General features: G+C 68.1%; 14 protein-coding genes. 6 read left to right on the plus strand and 8 right to left on the minus strand.

Going from position 1 to position 16868, the window contains the following annotated elements; genetic code table 11:
• Nucleotides 1-84 precede the first annotated feature (84 nt).
• Together BLQ10_RS15210 and BLQ10_RS15215 are read right to left on the minus strand one after the other, a co-directional pair.
• A complete protein-coding gene (locus BLQ10_RS15210) occupies nt 85-1056 on the minus strand; it encodes an AraC-like ligand-binding domain-containing protein (RefSeq protein WP_091563475.1) in 972 nt (323 codons plus the stop codon).
• A gap of 125 nt (nt 1057-1181) precedes the next feature.
• The gene (locus tag BLQ10_RS15215) at nt 1182-1772 is read right to left on the minus strand and encodes a TetR/AcrR family transcriptional regulator (RefSeq protein WP_091563476.1); all 591 of its coding nucleotides are present in this window, start codon (nt 1770-1772) and stop codon (nt 1182-1184) included.
• Nucleotides 1773-1894: 122 nt separating this feature from the next.
• Between BLQ10_RS15215 and BLQ10_RS15220 the strand changes: the two genes are divergently transcribed.
• A complete protein-coding gene (locus BLQ10_RS15220; protein WP_091563478.1) occupies nt 1895-3826 on the plus strand; it encodes a primary-amine oxidase in 1932 nt (643 codons plus the stop codon).
• Nucleotides 3827-3835: 9 nt separating this feature from the next.
• Nucleotides 3836-4285 carry a hypothetical protein gene (locus BLQ10_RS15225; protein ID WP_091563480.1) on the plus strand — a complete coding sequence of 150 codons (450 nt, stop codon included), beginning with the start codon at nt 3836-3838 and terminating at the stop codon, nt 4283-4285.
• On the opposite strand, the gene BLQ10_RS15230 is transcribed toward BLQ10_RS15225, so the two are convergent.
• Complete coding sequence (locus tag BLQ10_RS15230) at nt 4275-7727, minus strand: DEAD/DEAH box helicase (protein WP_091563484.1); 3453 nt, start codon at nt 7725-7727, stop codon at nt 4275-4277. The genes BLQ10_RS15225 and BLQ10_RS15230 overlap by 11 nt on opposite strands.
• 196 nt (nt 7728-7923) lie before the next feature.
• Between BLQ10_RS15230 and BLQ10_RS15235 the strand changes: the two genes are divergently transcribed.
• Nucleotides 7924-8853, plus strand: a complete 930-nt coding sequence (locus BLQ10_RS15235) for a DMP19 family protein (RefSeq protein WP_175558641.1) — start codon at nt 7924-7926, stop codon at nt 8851-8853.
• Nucleotides 8854-8926: 73 nt separating this feature from the next.
• Here the strand turns inward: BLQ10_RS15235 and BLQ10_RS15240 are convergent, their stop codons facing one another.
• Nucleotides 8927-9466, minus strand: a complete 540-nt coding sequence (locus BLQ10_RS15240) for a COG4315 family predicted lipoprotein (RefSeq protein ID WP_091563487.1) — start codon at nt 9464-9466, stop codon at nt 8927-8929.
• 186 nt (nt 9467-9652) lie between these two features.
• Here BLQ10_RS15240 and BLQ10_RS15245 point away from each other — a divergent pair, with 186 nt between their 5' ends.
• Both BLQ10_RS15245 and BLQ10_RS15250 read left to right on the plus strand, forming a co-directional pair.
• Nucleotides 9653-10153: a sigma-70 family RNA polymerase sigma factor gene (locus tag BLQ10_RS15245; RefSeq protein WP_091563490.1), complete on the plus strand. Its 501-nt coding sequence runs from the start codon at nt 9653-9655 to the stop codon at nt 10151-10153.
• On the plus strand, nt 10150-10833 hold the full coding sequence (locus BLQ10_RS15250; RefSeq protein ID WP_091563492.1) for an anti-sigma factor family protein: 684 nt from the start codon (nt 10150-10152) through the stop codon (nt 10831-10833). Before BLQ10_RS15245 ends, BLQ10_RS15250 begins: the two co-directional genes overlap by 4 nt.
• 55 nt (nt 10834-10888) lie before the next feature.
• Here BLQ10_RS15250 and BLQ10_RS15255 read toward each other — a convergent pair whose 3' ends face one another.
• Nucleotides 10889-11695, minus strand: coding sequence for a DUF1206 domain-containing protein (locus BLQ10_RS15255; protein ID WP_091563495.1), 807 nt, complete (start codon nt 11693-11695; stop codon nt 10889-10891).
• A 103-nt stretch (nt 11696-11798) separates the two neighbouring features.
• A complete protein-coding gene (gene trmB / locus BLQ10_RS15260; RefSeq protein WP_254785585.1) occupies nt 11799-12755 on the minus strand; it encodes a tRNA (guanosine(46)-N7)-methyltransferase TrmB in 957 nt (318 codons plus the stop codon).
• A 102-nt stretch (nt 12756-12857) separates the two neighbouring features.
• On the opposite strand from trmB, the gene BLQ10_RS15265 reads away from it, so the two are divergent.
• The gene (locus BLQ10_RS15265) at nt 12858-14120 is read left to right on the plus strand and encodes an MFS transporter (RefSeq protein ID WP_254785586.1); all 1263 of its coding nucleotides are present in this window, start codon (nt 12858-12860) and stop codon (nt 14118-14120) included.
• A 101-nt stretch (nt 14121-14221) separates the two neighbouring features.
• Here the strand turns inward: BLQ10_RS15265 and BLQ10_RS15270 are convergent, their stop codons facing one another.
• Entirely contained in the window at nt 14222-15511 is a 1290-nt protein-coding gene (locus BLQ10_RS15270; protein WP_091563500.1) for an MFS transporter, read from the minus strand.
• Between the two features lie 24 nt (nt 15512-15535).
• The gene (locus BLQ10_RS15275) at nt 15536-16798 is read right to left on the minus strand and encodes a M20 metallopeptidase family protein (RefSeq protein ID WP_091563502.1); all 1263 of its coding nucleotides are present in this window, start codon (nt 16796-16798) and stop codon (nt 15536-15538) included.
• Nucleotides 16799-16868: the final 70 nt, after the last annotated feature.

Genomic DNA, 16868 nt, shown 5'->3' on the forward strand with positions numbered 1-16868 from the left:
GCGCCGCACCTTCTGGTTTCCCGACGGCGGCTGCCGTCTCGACGGCGTCTACTGGCGCCGGGCTAGTGTCACCGTGCAGGTAGCTCAGGCGCCGCGGCGCCAGTCGCTGGGGGATTCGCCAAAGGCATCACGGAAGGAGCGGCTGAAGTGGGCGGCATCCAGGAAACCCCAGCGCCCGGCCACGGCCCCCACCGGCATCCCGGCCAGGAGCGGATCCCGCAGTTCGCGGCGCGCCCCTTCCAGCCGCTGGGTCCGGATCCAGCTCGCCACGGTGGTCCCGGATTCATGGAACACGTTGTGGAGGTGCCGGGTCGAGACGAAATGGGCCGCCGCGATGGAAGCGGGCGAGAGCAGCGGATCGGCGAGATTGGCGTCAATGTACTCGCGGACGGAGGCCGCCAGGAGGGCCTGCGGCCTCATCCGGTCCGGGGACATGTCCAGCTCCGAATGCAGCATCGTGGACACAAGATCGAGGGCATTTGTGGCGAGGCGGGACCCGCTGGGGCCGCTCAGCGCGTCCAGGTTCTCCGCGAGGTGGGCGATGAACGGCCCGACGATCGCGGCGAGGCCGCCGTCGGAGGCCATCCGCACCGCCGAAAGCTGCGCGATGCAGTCCGGCGGCAGGGACAGCGCGTCCCAGGGAAACATCACCACCATGAGCCGGGCGTCGCCCTCGAACGCAAGCGTGTAGGGGCGGCTGGTGTCGTAGATGGAGAGATCGCCCGGGCGCAGGAGGGCCTCGCGGTTGTCCTGGATGAGGAGCCCGGTGCCCTGCAGTTGAAGATTGAGCTTGAAATAGCGCTGGTTGGACTGGGCGATCAGTGCCGGCGTGCGGTGGACCTCATGGCTGGTGGAGGAGACTTCGACGACCGCCACACGGTCCAGCCTGCGGGCCCGCATGCGGCCGCGGAAGTTGTCCGCGTCTCTGCTCGAGGCGGCCAGGGGGACGAAGGACTCCGCGACGAGGTGCCTCCAGTGCTCGAACGAGGCCGCCGTGCTGGTGTGGACGTCCTGCCCGGCGGGGCTGAGGGACGGGCGGGTTGCAACTGCGGTCATCGAAGATCCTGACGCCGTCGTATTTCTGGGACTGTGTCAGGGGACACAGTCCTTTCAGGGTAACGCCGCGGGCCGCCGATGTCATCTTTTTTCGACAGTCGGCGAAAAAAGATTGGCCGCGGGGTCTAGCAGCCCAGCAGGGTCAGGAAGCCTTCCAGCTGCTCGTCCAGCCCGAGCTCCACCTGGCCGTCCGGGGCGAGTGCCGCCGAGATCTGCGCGCCGAGGAGGAAGTTGAGCAGCTGCCCGGCCAGGGCGGCGTCGTCGACGGCGGTGGTGACCGTGCCGGCATCCCGCGCCTCGGCAAGATACTGCCGCATCGCCGCAAGCCACTGCTCCATCGATTCCCGGTGGATCCTGGCCTTGCCGGGATCGTTGATGGCCTTTTGCCAGAACGGAATGACAATCCGGGCCTCGTTGATCCGCTCCTCATCCAGGGGCAGCACCTCCACGCAAAACAACCTCAGGGCCACGAGTCCGGACTGCCCGGCGGTGACCTCCGCGATGCGCTCGTTGGTCCGGTTGAAGACGTGCCCGAACGCGAACGTCAGCAGGTCATCCTTTGTGGGGAAGTACGGCTTGAGGGCCCCGTTGGCGAAGCCGGCCTCGAGGGCGATCTCGCGCATCGTGGCGCTTTCAATGCCGAGCCGGGCGATGGTCCGCCACGTCGCGTCGACGAGTTCAAGCCGTCGCTGGTCGTGGTCGACAATCTTTGGCACCGGGCAGCTCCCCAAAATATTTTGCGTCGGACTCTTGTGGCACATCTTACGGTTCCGTATTCTCTACAAGTATAGAAAATAAAGTTCTGACCCGCCAGGGTCACCGAACGAAGGCCGCCAAGATGCCCGTACAAACTGACACCCACACCTCGTTTAGTCCGTACAGTCCGTACCGCCTGGCCACGGGCGCCGAAATCACCGCAGTCCAAGGCATCCTGCGTGCCGCGGGCCTGCTGGGCGACACGCAGCGCATCGCGTATCTCGGCCTGGTGGACGCCGGCAGGAACGCGCCGGCCGACAGCGAGGACCGCCGGTTCCGGGTCTTCCTGCACGATGTCTCCGGGGGACGTCCGGCCGACGTGACCGTCTCGGTTTCCAGCGGCGCGGTGATTTCCGCCGTCGAGCTGGACACGGCACTGACCGGCGAGCTTCCTGTCCTAGAGGAGGAATTCGAAGTCGTCGAGCAGCTCCTGGCCACGGACGAGCGGTGGCTCAAGGCCCTGGCGAACCGGGGCCTGGACGTCAGCAAGGTCCGCGTTGCCCCGCTGTCCGCCGGGGTGTTCGAGTACCCGGAGGAAAAGGGCCGCCGGATCCTGCGTGGCCTGGCCTTCGTGCAGGATTTCCCGGAAGACAGTGCCTGGGCGCACCCCGTAGACGGGCTGGTGGCGTACGTCGACGTCGTCAGCCAGGAAGTCACGCAGGTGCTGGACACCGGCGCCGTCCCGGTTCCCGCCGAACACGGCAACTACACCGATCCGGAGCTCACCGGCCCGCTGCGCACCACGCAGAAACCCATCAACATCACCCAGCCGGACGGACCCAGCTTCACCGTCACCGGTGGCAACCATGTCGAGTGGGAAAAGTGGAGCGTCGACGTCGGCTTCGACGTCCGCGAAGGCGTGGTGCTGCACAACCTTGCCTTCCAGGACGACGGCCGCAAGCGGCCCATCATCAACCGCGCATCGATCGCCGAAATGGTGGTTCCCTACGGGGATCCGTCGCCGATCCGGTCCTGGCAGAACTACTTCGACACCGGCGAATACCTGGTGGGCCAGTACGCCAACTCGCTCGAACTTGGCTGCGACTGCCTCGGCGAGATCACCTACCTCAGCCCCGTCATCAGCGATGCCTTCGGCAACCCCCGGGAAATCCGCAACGGCATCTGCATGCATGAGGAAGACTGGGGAATCCTGGCCAAGCACAGCGACCTCTGGACCGGCATCAACTACACCCGCCGCAACCGGCGCCTGGTGATCTCCTTCTTCACCACCATCGGCAACTACGACTACGGCTTCTACTGGTACCTCTACCTCGACGGCACCATCGAGTTCGAGGCCAAAGCCACCGGCGTCGTCTTCACCTCCGCCTACCCGGAAGGCGGCTCGGCCAACATCTCCCAGCTCGCCCCCGGCCTGGGCGCCCCGTACCACCAGCACCTGTTCAGCGCCCGGCTGGACATGGCGATCGATGGCTTCACCAACCGGGTCGAGGAAGAGGACGTGGTCCGGCAGGCGATGGGCGAAGGCAACGAACGCGGCAATGCCTTCTCCCGGAAGCGCACAGTCATCGCCCGCGAATCCGAGGGTGCGCGTGAGGCCGACGCCCGCAGCGGCCGGACCTGGGTCATCTCCAACCCGCAGTCACGGAACCGCCTCGGCGAAGCCGTGGGCTACAAGCTCCATGCCGAGGGCCAGCCCACGCTGCTCGCAGACCCGGATTCCTCCATTGCCCGGCGCGCGGCGTTTGCGACGAAGGACCTGTGGGTCACCCGGTTCGCGGAGGAGGAGCGGTACCCCACGGGAGACTTCGTGAACCAGCACGCCGGGGGAGCGGGGCTGCCGGGGTATGTGGCGCAGGACCGGGACCTGGACGGCCAGGACATCGTTGTCTGGCACACCTTCGGCCTGACCCACTTCCCGCGTCCCGAGGACTGGCCCATCATGCCGGTGGACACGACCGGCTTCAAGCTCCGGCCCGAGGGATTCTTTGACCGCAGCCCGGTGCTGGACGTGCCCGCCTCCGCGCAGGCACCCGGCGGCCACTGCCACGGCTAGCCGGACGCTATGACTGCCATCGCCGGACGGGGCCGTTTGCGCGGCCCCGGCCTGCATCCCCGGACCTGCGCCGCGGTGACGGCGGCATCATGCCTCGCGCACCTCTGGCTCGTCGCCGGAAACCAGCACGGCACGTGGCTGAACCTGCTCATGCTCGCCATGGTGGCGGTGTGCCTGCCGTGCGCCGTGCACATCTGGCGCCGCCCCCGGGCGCGGGCGCTCCGCCAGGTCATGGCCTCGGCGCTGGCCATGACCGGGGTGCACGCGATCCTGCTCCTCGGCGTCTCCGGCGGCCACGGCCACATCCACCATGGAACCGCTGCCGCCGCGGCGGCCGCGACCGCGCCGTCGGATCCCGGCGCCCAGCTGGCGGTCATCGCCCTGGAATTGACGACGGCGCTCGCCGCGGCGACGCTGCTGGCCCGGCTGCGGGCGCAGCCAAACAGGGTCAGTCGTTGAACAGGCCCGCCAGGTCCTCCGCCGTCAGTGCGGAGCCGGTGAGCGCGTCGCCTTCCATGACGTCGGCGAAGAGCTGGGATTTCTTGGCCTTGAGCGCCATGACCTTCTCCTCGATCGTGTCCTTGGCGACGAGGCGGTAGACCATGACGTTCCGGGCCTGGCCGATCCGGTGGGTCCGGTCCACGGCCTGGGCCTCCGACGCCGGATTCCACCAGGGGTCCAGCAGGAACACGTAGTCGGCCTCGGTCAGGTTCAGCCCGAAGCCGCCGGCCTTGAGGCTGATGAGGAACACCGGCGCGGCGCCGTTCTTGAACTCGTTCACGACGTCGGTGCGGTTGCGTGTGCCGCCGTCGAGGTAGCAGAACTCGATGTTCTCCTCAACGAGCCGCTCCCGGACCTTGCCAAGGAAGCCGGTGAACTGGCTGAAGATCAGGGCCCGGTGTCCTTCGGCCACCAGGTCCGCGAGCTGCTCGAACAGGACATCGAGCTTGCTGGAGCGCACTCCGGACAGCGAAGGGTCGATCAGCGAGGGATCCAGGCTCAGCTGCCGGAGCAGGGTCAGCGACTGGAAGATGGTGAACCGGTTCTTGTTGACGTCCTCGATCAGGCCCAGGATCTTTTGGCGCTCCCGCTGCAGGTGCGTCTGGTACACCTTCTGGTGCCGCGGATTCAGCACGACTTCCAGGATCTGCTCCTGCTTGGGCGGCAGATCCCGGATGACCTGCTCCTTGGTGCGCCGCATCATGAGCGGCCGGACCCGCCGCCGGAGCTTGTCCAGCTGCCCCTTGTCGCCGTTCTTTTCCACCGGCTTCTGGTAGTACTCGGCGAACCGTTTGGGGCTGGCAAAGAGCCCCGGGGCCACGATCGAGGTCAGCGCCCAGAACTCCATCAGGTTGTTCTCCAGCGGGGTGCCCGTGATGGCGAGTTTGAAGGCGGCAGGCAGTTTGCGGGCGCACTGGTAAGCCTTGGACTGGTGGTTCTTGACGAACTGCGCCTCGTCCAGGACCAGGCCGGCCCAGGTCTGGGAGGCGTAGGCCTCGTAGTCGATCCGGAACAGGGCGTAGGAGGTGATGATGATGTCCGCGCCGGCCATCGCCTCGGCCGGGTGCGAGCCGCTCTTGGCGAAGGTTTCGCCGATGGCGCGCACGCTCAGCCCCGGCGCGAACCGTGCCGTCTCCGCCTCCCAGTTGCCCACCACACTGGTGGGGGCGACGACGAGGAACGGGGCGGCCCCGTCAGCGGGGCCTGCCGCGGATGCGGCGGCGGAGGGTGCCTCGGCCGGGTCGGCAGAGGGGGCAGCGGTCCCGGCAGCGGCGACTTTTGCGGCGCAGATCAGTGCCAGAGCCTGCACCGTCTTACCCAGGCCCATGTCGTCGGCCAGCACACCGCCGAGGCCGTGGCGGTACAGGAAGCTCAGCCAGTTGAAGCCCTCCAGCTGGTAGGGGCGCAGCTCGGCGTTCAGGGTCCCGGGCAGGGGAAGGCCCTTGATGCCGCCTTCGAGCAGGCCTCCCACGGACTCGCGCCACGCGGCGGCCTGTTCCTCAACGATGCCGAGGTGCGCTAGTTCGTCCCACAGCCCGGCCTGGAAGCGGCTGATCTGCAGCGGAGCGTCCTTGTCGCCGGGGTTGTCCTGCAGGGAGCGGGCCTCGTCGATCAGCGCCCGCAGCTGGTGCAGCTCCGGCAGGTCCAGCGAGAAGTACGCCCCGCTGGGCAGCAGCATGCGGGTCTGGCCGGCGGCGAGGGCCGAAAACAGCGCCGCGAAGGAAACCGGCTGGCCCTCCAGGGTGATGACGATGCCCAGATCGAACCAGTCGCGGCTGTCCGTCGCCTTCGTGGAGATCGCCACCACCGGGGCTTCTTCGGCTTCGCGGTAGTCCGCAATCTCGCCGGACGTATCCACGGAGACATCGGGGAGGTCGCGGAGCCGCGGAAGCACGTCCTCGGTGAAGGCGAGCGTGTCCAGTCCGGCCAGTTCTGCCGTGGCTGCCAGGCGTGGCGTGCCCCAGCCGCCGGTCGCGGATTCGCCCAGGGCCGGCACCACGTCCCAGGGCTGCCCGACCCCCTCAAGGATGCGCGCCTCGGCGGGGTCGTCCCGGTAGCCGTGATCGCCCGGATGCCGCCACAGCGGCTGCGCCGTGACGTGGTTCCCCGACGTGTAGTGCCATTCCCAATGCAGCCGGACCCGGTGGTCCGCCCCGTAGTTGGCCAGCAGGGACAGCGTGGGGACCGCAAGCGTGGGCAGTTCCACGGACTCGTCGGAGGCGGTGACCCGGGCGGTCTGCTTCAGCTTGGGGTAAAAGCCGGTCAGGAAGCGGCTTTCGTCCCGTGCGGGGATGTGCAGGGTGGTCCCGCCCGTGACGAAGGTCAGCAATTCCTCGCTGAGACCGCTTTCCAGCGGGGCAAGGGTGATGACGGGGTCGGTGGGGGCGATGCCGGGCAGGGCGTCGCCGTCGGAAGCCAGGAAGATCCCGTGCGCCGGGCGGCCGATGGTCCCGACCGACGCCGGATCCACCACCTCGCCTTCGACCGTGATGGTCGGCGCGAGCTCGAGCCCGCCGTCCTCCCCGCCGGTGCCGAGCCGCGCCAGATTCAGCCCGACGGCGGCAGGCTGCTCAACCAGCCGCACCGGCTCGGCGCCGCGGCTGTGGACCAGGGCGACGCCGATCTTCCGGGCCTGGGACAGCAGGGTCCACAGGTTCTTGCCGGCGTAGGTGTTCAGCCCCAGCCACAGTCCGGTGCCGGCGTGCTGGCGGTTCGCCACGGCGGTGTGCGCGGCGAGGAATTCCTGCATCCACTCAACATGCGCCTCGTTGCATTCTCGTCGGTAGTTCAGGTAGCTCAGCGTGCTCCAAGAGACGTCGCCGCGGATCCACTTGCCCTTGGCCCCCATGATGACGGGGCGCGCCTTGAGCTGGCGGACGCTGCGGAGCGGATCGCGGCGGCCTGTATAGGAGAAGTGCGGGGCAGGTTCCTCGACGTCGAACTGGAGTGCCAGCGGGGTGCCGTTGGCGGACGGCGTGATCCCCGGGTGGGCGATCAGAGGGCTAAGGGCCTGCTCCCAGTCAGCCAAGTCCGGCGGCGCGCTCTGGCGGGATAGCCGAGTGCCCTCGGCCGGGGCCAGCAGCTGCAGCCGGGTGGCCGGGTTGTCTTCGGCCGCGAAGAGCAGGGCCGCCACGTGCTTGCAGTCCTTGCGGACCGGGCAGCTGCAGACGCCCACGGTGCAGCTCCAGCCGCCCGCCTTCCGGACAAGCTTCGCCGTCGTGGAGTAGGGCACGTCGGAACCGCCCCGCACCTTGCCCAGCAGCAGGCCTGTGGCGGCATCGAAGGAGATCCCGGAAACGCGGCTCCCCATGGCGTAGGCGAGCCCGGCCGCGAGGGAACGGTCGTTGATCGCGGGGGTCTGAATCGCCAGTGCCGCACTCTCGTCCGGATGGGATGGCATGTGCGCGCTACTTTCGGCAGGTGGTCATCTGATCCATCTTACCGAGCCTTCCGGGACCCCGGAACTTCGCCGGTGGCCGCGGAACCGCCGCCCAAACTTCGCCTGACGTTCAACTGGGGCTCGGCTGCCCGCCGCGAAGACGGACCTACCGTGGAGAGGTCCGGAGCATCAGCAGTGCCAGCAGTAAGGATTCCGCATGACCAACGGTGAGCCCACCACCCAGTCCGCCCACAGCTACCCGACGGTGCTGACCACAGAAAGCCTCAAAGGCGGAAACGAGGACGTTGTCGACACCAACGTCAACGTGGTCAACGCCATGTTCGAGGAGTTGCTGGATGCGGAGGAGATCTCCCCGGCCGCGCTGCGCAGCTACTTCGTGGACTTCTACCTGACGCAGGCGCTGGCCGGCGGCTTCGCGCAGTATGTGTTCACCGCGCCCGAACGCGAGGAAGTCGATCCCTACGTCCGGGAAGGCCTGGCGGCCATGGGTGCCGCCGCGCACCTGGACCTCTTCAACCGCACGGTGGCCGCCTTCGGCGCGCTGACCGACACCGACGTCGACACCTACCTCGACGGCGGCAGCGGCTGGACCGCCGGAGGCGGCACAGAGGAAGACGAACCTGGGGACGGAGTCTCCGACGCCGTTCGTCGCATTGAAGAACTGGATGGGGAATTCGAATCGATCCTCCAAACGGAGGACATCGCGGCCCTGAACGCCGCCTGGCTGCGCGGCCAGGCGGACCTGCTGCTCCTTGCCGACGACGACCTCGACGCCCACATTGCCGGGCGGGTGGCTCGGATTTCCGACCTCGCGGAGCGCCAGGCGGCAGCCGCCGAGGAAGCCCTCCTGGACGCGCCGGAGTTCGAACAGATCATCCAGGAGCTATGCGACATTGCCGGCCACAGCCTGGAGCGGATCACGATGGGCGATCCCAACTACGAGCACAACGGGGAGACCACCTTGGCCTGGCACTTCACCACCGAACAGGGCGAATTCCTCATGCTGGAGGACGACGACGAGGCCTGCATGCTCAACCCCCGGACCCAGGAAATCCTCGCCGCCGTGGAGTTTGAAGAAGCAGCGGAGTTCGAAGAAGCAGCGGAGTTCGAAGAAGCCGGCGCCTAAGCGGCCCTCCCGATAGCCCGGCGCCTGCCCCCCAAAAAGCAGGCGCCGGCGGTAGCGGCGGTTTCGGTCCCTCCTAGTAGCCGCCCGCCGCGGGCTTGATCATCTCGCCGGAGGGTGCGACGAGGTACCAGAGCCCGCCGACGCCCTGGCCCATGATGTCTCCAGCGGCCTTGTCCTTGGCGTTGTAGTAGACAGGCATCCCGTTGATGGTCACCTGCATCTTTCCGTCAGCCGTGGGAATAGTTCCGACCTTGCCGGTGACGCCGTTAACGGTGGGAGTCGCCGTCGTCGTGGTGACCGGGGGCCACATCACCAGGCAGTCGGCGGTGCAGGCGCTTGTCCCGGAGTCCTTCGTGTCCTTGGTGAAGTAATAGACGCTCAGTCCTTGGTCGGCCACCACGATCTGGCCCGCCGTGGACTGGCCCACCGAGAGCGCGGCAGCGGCCATGGAGGTAGATGCCGAACCCGCCGGCGCGCTGGACGAGGTCTCTGCGGGAGTGGAGGTGGCTGGCGCTGCGGATGTCGGCGTCGTTGTGGTCGCTCCGCCGCCGCAGCCGGACAGTAGCGCGGCGAGGGCGAAGGCGGACAAGCCAATGCTGAGGTGCTTTTTCAATGCTGCTCCTAGGCTCGAGCCAGCCCAACTCGGAGGCCGGCGCTACCCGATACGACGCAATGGAGCGCTGAATGGTTCATGGCGGTGCTGATTGGTTCTTGTCGGGGCTGTCCTGGTGCACACTGAACTATTGGGTCCGCCCGTACGTCATACAGGGGCAGAACAAGAACTCCCGGGAGGTGGGAAATGCCGCTGGACGAAGACGTCGTGGCTGCGATTTACCGCGACCATGGGACGGCCTTGAAGCGCTTCGTCCTCAGCGCCTCCCGGGATCCGCAGCTCGCCGACGACGTCGTCCAGGAAACCGTGCTGCGGGTCTGGCAGCAGGCGCCGCAAATCACCGGCAGCCTGCGCAGTTACCTGTTCCGGACGGCCCGCAACATCATGATCGACAACTACCGCAAGGCCCAGCGGCGCCCGCAGGAAGCCGGGGAACGCGATGTCGCTGACCTCGTGGGCGGCGCCGGACGCATCGATGACCTGCTCAACAAGGTCCTGATGGAGGAGGCTCTGCTGCGGCTCACTGCGGAGCACCGCGAAGTCCTTGTCGCGCTCCACTACCGCCGCTACACAGTCCAGGAGGCATCCGCCCAATTGAAGATCCCCAGCGGCACGGTGAAGTCCCGGGCGTTCTACGCCGTGCGGGCCCTTCGGGCGATCCTCGACGAAATGGGGGTGCAGCGGTGAACGGGACTGAGCTGCATCAACTCCTCGGCGCGTATTTGCTCGGCGGGCTGGAGCCGGCCGAGGCCGCAGCCTTCGAACAGCACCTTGCCGTGTGTGCCGACTGCCGCCAGGAGCTGGACGAACTTGCGAGCCTCCCTGCGCTGCTCGACGCGATCCCCGTGTCCGACGCCGTCGTGCTGACCGCGGCGGCTGCGGCCGCCCGCGAGCGGACGCTTGGGCCGCCGGAACCGGTACCCGTCCCGCGCCGGCTCCTGGACGAGCTCGCCGCCCGCCGCCGGAAAGTGCGGCGCCGGTGGGCGGCGGCGGTGGCCGCAGCCGCCGCCGCGTCCCTGGCGCTGGGGATCATGGCCGGTCCGTTGCTGAACCAACCCGCCAAACCGGACGCGAGCTATTCCGTTGCGGCCAGCAGCGGGCTGCAGGTCACGGTGGGGCTGGTCAAGAAAACGTGGGGCACCGAGCTGGCGGTGGACGGCCGCAGCCTGCCCGTCGCCGGTACCCTCTCGCTCTGGGTGACGGACCGTGACGGCGGCGTGGACCGCGCCTGCGCGTGGACGGCCACTCCCACCGGCAGGGTCCGGATTACCGGGGCGACGCCGGTGCAGCTGACCAGGATCGCCAGTGTCGAGATGCGCGACGCGCAGCAGCAGACCGTAGCTGTTATCGCCGTGCCGCAGGGTTAGCCCACACCTTGCGGCACGGCGGTCAGGCCGGTCCGGCCCAACAGTCTGGGCGAGCCTACATCTTCGCGAGCCTGGCCCGCACCGCCATGTAGATGCCGTAGCAGATCAGCCCGATGCCCACTGCGGCCAGCAAATACACGCCGAACGGCTGCTCCCGCAGCGCCTTCAGGCTGCCGTCGAGCCCGGTTGACTCCTCGGGGTGTGCCGTCACAGTGGCGATGATGATGAGCAGGCCCACCAGCAGCAGGGCGAAGCCCTTGGCGATGTAGCCCACCATGCCGATGACCGTCACTGCGGTGCGCGCCTGCGGCTGGGAGGGCATGCGCAGGTTCTTGATGAAGGACTTCTTGAAGCCGCGGATGCCGTAGATGATCCCCGTGACGGCTACCGCGGCGCCGATGATCACGAGGAGCGCAACGCCGCCCGGTGCCTTCATGAGGTTTACGGTCATATCGGAAGTTGACTCGCGGTTGTTGGAGCCGGCCCCGGTGGCGACCGACGCGAGCGTCAGGGCGAACGCGGCGTACACCACTGCCTGCAGGGCTGCCTTGAGTTTCTTGCCGACCTTTTTCTTGGTCGGCAGGTGATTGAAGTCGAAGATGGCGTCGGACGTCTGCCAGATGGCCAGCGCAACGCAGGCGGCAAAGGCGGTCCAGAGCAGCAACGGCCCGGCCGGCTGCACGGCGAGCTCTTCCACCGCGCCGCTGACATCGGCCTGGCCCTTGCCACCCATGGCAAGCCGGATCGCGACCAGCCCGATGAGGAAGTGCAACAGCCCAGACACAGCGAATCCGGCCCGTGCCGCGATTTCGAGGGGCTTCGAATTGGTGACGTCCTCGGCGACGTCAGCGGCGTCCTTCATTTCTCGTTTGATGATCGTGTCCTTAGTGCTACCCAGCGCGGTTCGTTCCGTTATCGTGTCACGCGAAGCCGCTCAGGAACAGATGCCCGCGGACCCGGGGTGCCTAAATTCTGCGGTAGCTGAGGTCGAAGATCAGGCGCCCGGCCTCGTGCGCCTTGTTCTCGAAGCTGGTCAGAATCCGGCCCTCAAACCGCGGCGCCCAGCCGCCGGTCCCGTCGACGCCCTCGTTGGGTCCGGTGTGTTCGGTGCTGACCGGCGCCCGGCCTTCCTTGACGGGCGCGCCGCCCACGCGGGACTCGACGCCGGATTCCCACACCTGGGTCAGGGGGCTGTCCGCACCGGCGCGCTCGCCCTCGTGCAGATTCTCGAACTCCGCGGAGCCCGCCATGACCTCGCGGACGTGAACGGCGTAGTTGGACCAGTCGGTCGCGATCCGGAAGATGCCGCCGGGTTTGATGGCCTGGGCGGCGAGATCCACGAAGGCCGGCTGAATGAGGCGGCGCTTGTGGTGCCGGGACTTGTGCCACGGATCCGGGAAGAACACCCATAGTTCCGTGACGGAGCCGGCCGGGAGCATGGTCGCGAGCACCTCGGGGGCGTTCGCCTCCACCACCCGCACGTTGCTCAGTTTGCGGCTGTTGATCTTGATCAAAGTGTTGGCCAAGCCGGGGGTGTAAACCTCCACGGCCAGGAAGTCCTTGTCGGGGTTTTCCTCCGCGGCGTGGCACACGGCGTCGCCCAGGCCGGAGCCGATCTCCACAACCAGCGGAGCCGTCCGGCCGAACTCGGCGTCCGCGTCGAACACGTAGTCCGGGTGCACGGAGGTGTTGGCGATATGACGGGGGACCTCAACCGCCCACCGGTCCGCGTGCTCCTCCCAGGCGGCCTGGCGGCGGCCCTGCAGGCGCGTGCCGCGGCGCACGAAGCTCACCGGACGGCCTCCGTACGTGCCGAACGAGGCCTGGCTGCCGGGGGTCACGGGGCGCGGCAGCCGGGTCTCTTCAGGGGCGCCGGACTCCGGGTCTGCCGGCGTGCCGGGGGATTCTGGGAATTCGCTCATCCCCTCCAGAATAGTTGAGTTTGCAGGGCCGGAGCGTCCCGGGGGATCCCGCGGCCGCCCGGCGGGGAGGCTGCGGGGCGGGCGACTGCAAGAATGGGGCGGGTGACCACAGCTGGGAAAACATACGGGCAGGACCACTCGGCCAGCGTTGCTGTCCGGGATGACCCCGCCGGACCGCCGCGCGCCGCCAGCCGCCGCATGCTCGCGTACATGGGCATCTGCCTGGTCCTCATCGGGCTGAATCTCCGCACCGTGTTTTCGAGCTTCGCGGCGGTACTGCCCGAGGTGACGGCCGACGCCGGGCTTCCGGCCTGGGCGGTCATGGTACTCACCACCGTTCCGGTGACGCTGCTGGGCGTGTTCGCCCCGCTGGCCCCGGCGCTGGCACGCCGGTTCGGCGCCGAGCGGGTGTTGCTGGGTGCCATGGCGGTGCTCACGGGCGGGTTGTTGCTGCGGCCTGTGGAGCTGCCCGCGGCCGGCCATCTTCCGGCCCTGCTCGCCGGAACCGCCGCGTGCGGTGCCGCGATTTCACTGTGCAACGTGCTGCTGCCCGGCGTCGTCAAGCGTGACTTCCCGCACCGCCTGGGCCTCATGGGCGGCCTGTACACCACGGCGATCTGCGCCTCGGCCGCCCTGGGTGCCGGGTTCACGTTCCCGGTCTTCCGGGCGACCGGGCAGTGGACCGCGGCGCTCTGGTTCTGGGCGCTGCCGGCCGGCGTCGTTCTTCTCTTGTTCCTGCCGCCGGCGCTCCGGGCAGGTCCCGGCGGGGCACCGCGGCCGGCCGGCGGCGTCAGCGTCTGGCGCTCCGCCGTGGCCTGGCAGGTGACGGCGTTCATGGTCCTGCAGGCCATGATGTCCTTCAGCGTCTTTGCCTGGCTGGCCCCGATCCTGCGCGAACGCGGCGTGGACGGCGGCACGGCCGGCCTGATCGTCTCGGCCTCGATTGTGCTGCAGATGCTGGGCTCGCTGTTCGCCCCGGCGCTGGCCACCCGGTTCCGGGACCAGCGCGCCATCAACACAGTGGTGGCACTCATGACCGGCGGAGGCTTCGCGCTCAGCATCTTCGGGCCCGCCGATTTCCTCTGGCTGTGGACCGGGCTGCTGGGCCTCGGCCAGGGGAGCCTGACCGCCGCCGCCCTCACGCTGATCATGGTCCGCACCCGCGACGGGCACACCGCGGCCCACCTCTCCGGCATGATGCAGGGCGTGGGCTACGGACTTGGCTCCAGCGGCACCCTCCTGGTCGGCCAGCTCCACCAGTCCACCGGGTCCTTTGCCGCAGCGGGCGTGCTGTTCCTGCTGGTGGGCTCGCTCGCCGCCGTATTCGGGTACCGGGCCGGACGGGACCGGTTCGTCGGCGACTGATCTTCCCCTACTGACCCCGCAAACACGATGCGCTACCAGTTGTGGCTGTTCTGAGCCCTCCAGAACAGCCACAACCGATAGCGCAACCGGGCGGGGCGGGATCAGAGGGTGAGGTCCTTGCCCTTCGTTTCCGGGATGGTGAAGACGAAGACCGCCGAGACCGCGAGCAACAGCACGGCGTACACGTTGAACAGCTGGGGCATCTGCACAGTGGTGCCGAGCCACTGCTGGAGATAGGGCGCGGTTCCGCCGAAGAGAGCCACACAGATCGAGTAAGGCACCCCGACGCCCACGGTGCGGATGCTCGTCGGGAACAGCTCCGCGTACACGGCCGGAACGATCGCCGCGCTGGCGGCAATGAAGATCAGCATGACGGACATGCTGACGGCCAGCTGCCAGGCGGAGTCCTTGAGCAGGGCGGTCATCGGAAAGTGCAGGACGCCTGCGCCGATCGCACCGGCCCACAGCACCTTCTTGCGGCCGATGCGGTCCGCCAGCTTGCCCCAGAAGGGCAGCGCCGCGATGAACACGATGTTGCCGATCACACCGGCCCACAGGGCCTCCCCGCGGTCGATCTTCAGGGCGGTGGTGGCGTAGCTGGGGGCGACGACACCCCAGATGTAGTAGATGACGGTCAGGCCGACCGTCAGGCCGATCACCTGGAGGGCCTGCTTGCGGTGGCGGACGATCTGCGGCCAGATCGGAGCGCGCTTCTCCGTCGCGGCCTCGCCCTCGAAGACGTCCGTTTCGTGGAGCCGGGACCGCATGATCAGCGCGTAGAGGCCCATGGCCGCACCGATCAGGAACGGGACGCGCCAGCCCCACGCGTTCATCACTTCGGTGCTCAGGGCCATGTTCAGCACGGCACCCAGCAGGGTTCCGAACAGGATGCCCACCGTGCCGGAGGTGTAGATCAGGGTGGCCCAGAAGCCGCGGTGTTCCTTCGGCGCCATCTCGGACAGGTACGTCTGCGACGACGGCAGCTCACCGCCATGCGCCAGTCCCTGGATGAGGCGCGCCACCAGGAGCGTGACCGACGCCCAGGCGCCCACCGCCGCGAACGTCGGCGCGATGCCGATCATCAGGCTGCCCACCGACGCGAGCCCCACGGCCAGGGTCATGGACGCCTTCCGGCCGATCCGGTCACCGATCCAACCGAACAGGAATCCGCCGAAGGGGCGGGCAACGAAGCCGACGGCGAAAATCGCCAGCGTGGACAGCACCGCGGACGCAGGATCCGACTTGCTGAAAAGCTGGCTGGCGATGAACGGCGTGAACGTGGCGTAGATGGCCCAGTCGTACCATTCGACGGCGTTGCCGATGCCGGTGCCGATGAGCGTCTTGCGGGTGGATGTTCGGGTTGCCGCCGGCGTAATCGTGGTTGCAGTCATGGTCTTCTCCCTCGGGGGTGGCAGCTAGGAAAGGGTGGCGGCGGCAGCGTTGGCCGCGGCGGGGGCGTCGGCTGCCGCAAGCGCGGCCAGCCTCGAAATGGCGAGCTCCGCGTACAGCGCCGCTCCGTCAGCCAGCACGCCGTCGTCGAACGTGGCGTACGGGGAGTGATTGAACGCCGATGTGGCGTGGTCGGCGTCCCGGGGGACGGCGCTCAGCCCGATGAACGTGCCGGGGACCTCGGCGAGAACCCTCGAGAAGTCTTCGGAGCCACTGAGCGGGGTGGCCCAGCGGGAGAGCCGGGAATCGCCGAACAGGCCCGCAATGACGTTCTCCGCGGTGTGCGTCTCGTCCTCGTCCGTGATGGTGAGCGGATACTCCTGCTGGTAGTCGACGTCGACGTCGAGGCCGTGCGCCGCCGCGATTCCCTTCAGCAGGCGCGGCACGGCGTCCATCATCTTCTGCCGGGCTTCCTCGGAGAAGGTCCTGATGGTGGCCTCGATGCGTGCGGTTTCCGGGATGATGTTGCGCTTGGTGCCGGCCTGGAGGACCCCTACGGAGAGGACTACGGGATCGAACATGTTGAACTGGCGGGTGACCATGACCTGGAGGGCGGTGACCATTTCGGCGGCCGCCGTCACGGGGTCCTTGGCAGAGTGCGGGGCCGATCCGTGGCCGCCGGCGCCGAGCACGGTGACCATCAGGCCGTCGGAAGAGCTGAGCATGACGCCGGGCTTGGTGCAGAACGTGCCGTGCGGTTCCAGGGCGGAAAATACGTGCATGCCATAGGCTGCGTCCACACGCCGGCCGGCGGCATCCAGCACGCCTTCGCGGATCATGTGGCTGGCACCGTCGAAGCCTTCCTCGCCGGGCTGGAACATCAGGACGACGTCACCGGCGAGCCGGTGCCGGCGTTCGGCCAGGAGCGTGGCGGCTCCTGCCAGCATGGAAGTGTGCAGGTCGTGACCGCAGGCGTGCATGGCACCGTCGATCCGGGATGTGTAGTCCACCCCTGTTTTCTCCTGCACCGGCAGGCCGTCCATGTCCGCGCGCAGCAGCACGGCCGGGCGGGAGCCCGCGCCGGTTCCGGATGCCTGGCCGCGCAGTACCGCGGTGACCGACGTCGTGTCCTTGCCCAGGGTGATCTCATAGGGAAGCCCGTCCAGGGCTTTGAGCACCTTTTCCTGGGTGCGGGGCAGTGTCAGGCCGATCTCGGGTTCACGATGCAGTTCATGGCGGAACCGGGCAAGGTCCGCCTGCATTTCCCGGGCATCTGCGGTGATCGGCACGTGTTCTCCTTGTTTGTCGAAATCGCTGGCTTGTCGCATTGGCTTGTGATTTGGCTGGTGATTTGGCCTA

The organism is Arthrobacter sp. ok362, from assembly GCF_900102785.1.
Lineage (GTDB): Bacteria > Actinomycetota > Actinomycetes > Actinomycetales > Micrococcaceae > Arthrobacter.

Bases quoted from the DNA above. Each gene is read 5' to 3' on its own strand.
- BLQ10_RS15210 (WP_091563475.1), bottom strand. From the start codon at position 1,056: ATGACCGCAGTTGCAACCCGCCCGTCCCTCAGCCCCGCCGGGCAGGAC.
- BLQ10_RS15220 (WP_091563478.1), top strand. From the start codon at position 1,895: ATGCCCGTACAAACTGACACCCACACCTCGTTTAGTCCGTACAGTCCG.
- BLQ10_RS15225 (WP_091563480.1), top strand. From the start codon at position 3,836: ATGACTGCCATCGCCGGACGGGGCCGTTTGCGCGGCCCCGGCCTGCAT.
- BLQ10_RS15230 (WP_091563484.1), bottom strand. From the start codon at position 7,727: ATGCCATCCCATCCGGACGAGAGTGCGGCACTGGCGATTCAGACCCCC.
- BLQ10_RS15235 (WP_175558641.1), top strand. From the start codon at position 7,924: ATGACCAACGGTGAGCCCACCACCCAGTCCGCCCACAGCTACCCGACG.
- BLQ10_RS15245 (WP_091563490.1), top strand. From the start codon at position 9,653: ATGCCGCTGGACGAAGACGTCGTGGCTGCGATTTACCGCGACCATGGG.
- BLQ10_RS15255 (WP_091563495.1), bottom strand. From the start codon at position 11,695: ATGAAGGACGCCGCTGACGTCGCCGAGGACGTCACCAATTCGAAGCCC.
- trmB (WP_254785585.1), bottom strand. From the start codon at position 12,755: ATGAGCGAATTCCCAGAATCCCCCGGCACGCCGGCAGACCCGGAGTCC.
- BLQ10_RS15270 (WP_091563500.1), bottom strand. From the start codon at position 15,511: ATGACTGCAACCACGATTACGCCGGCGGCAACCCGAACATCCACCCGC.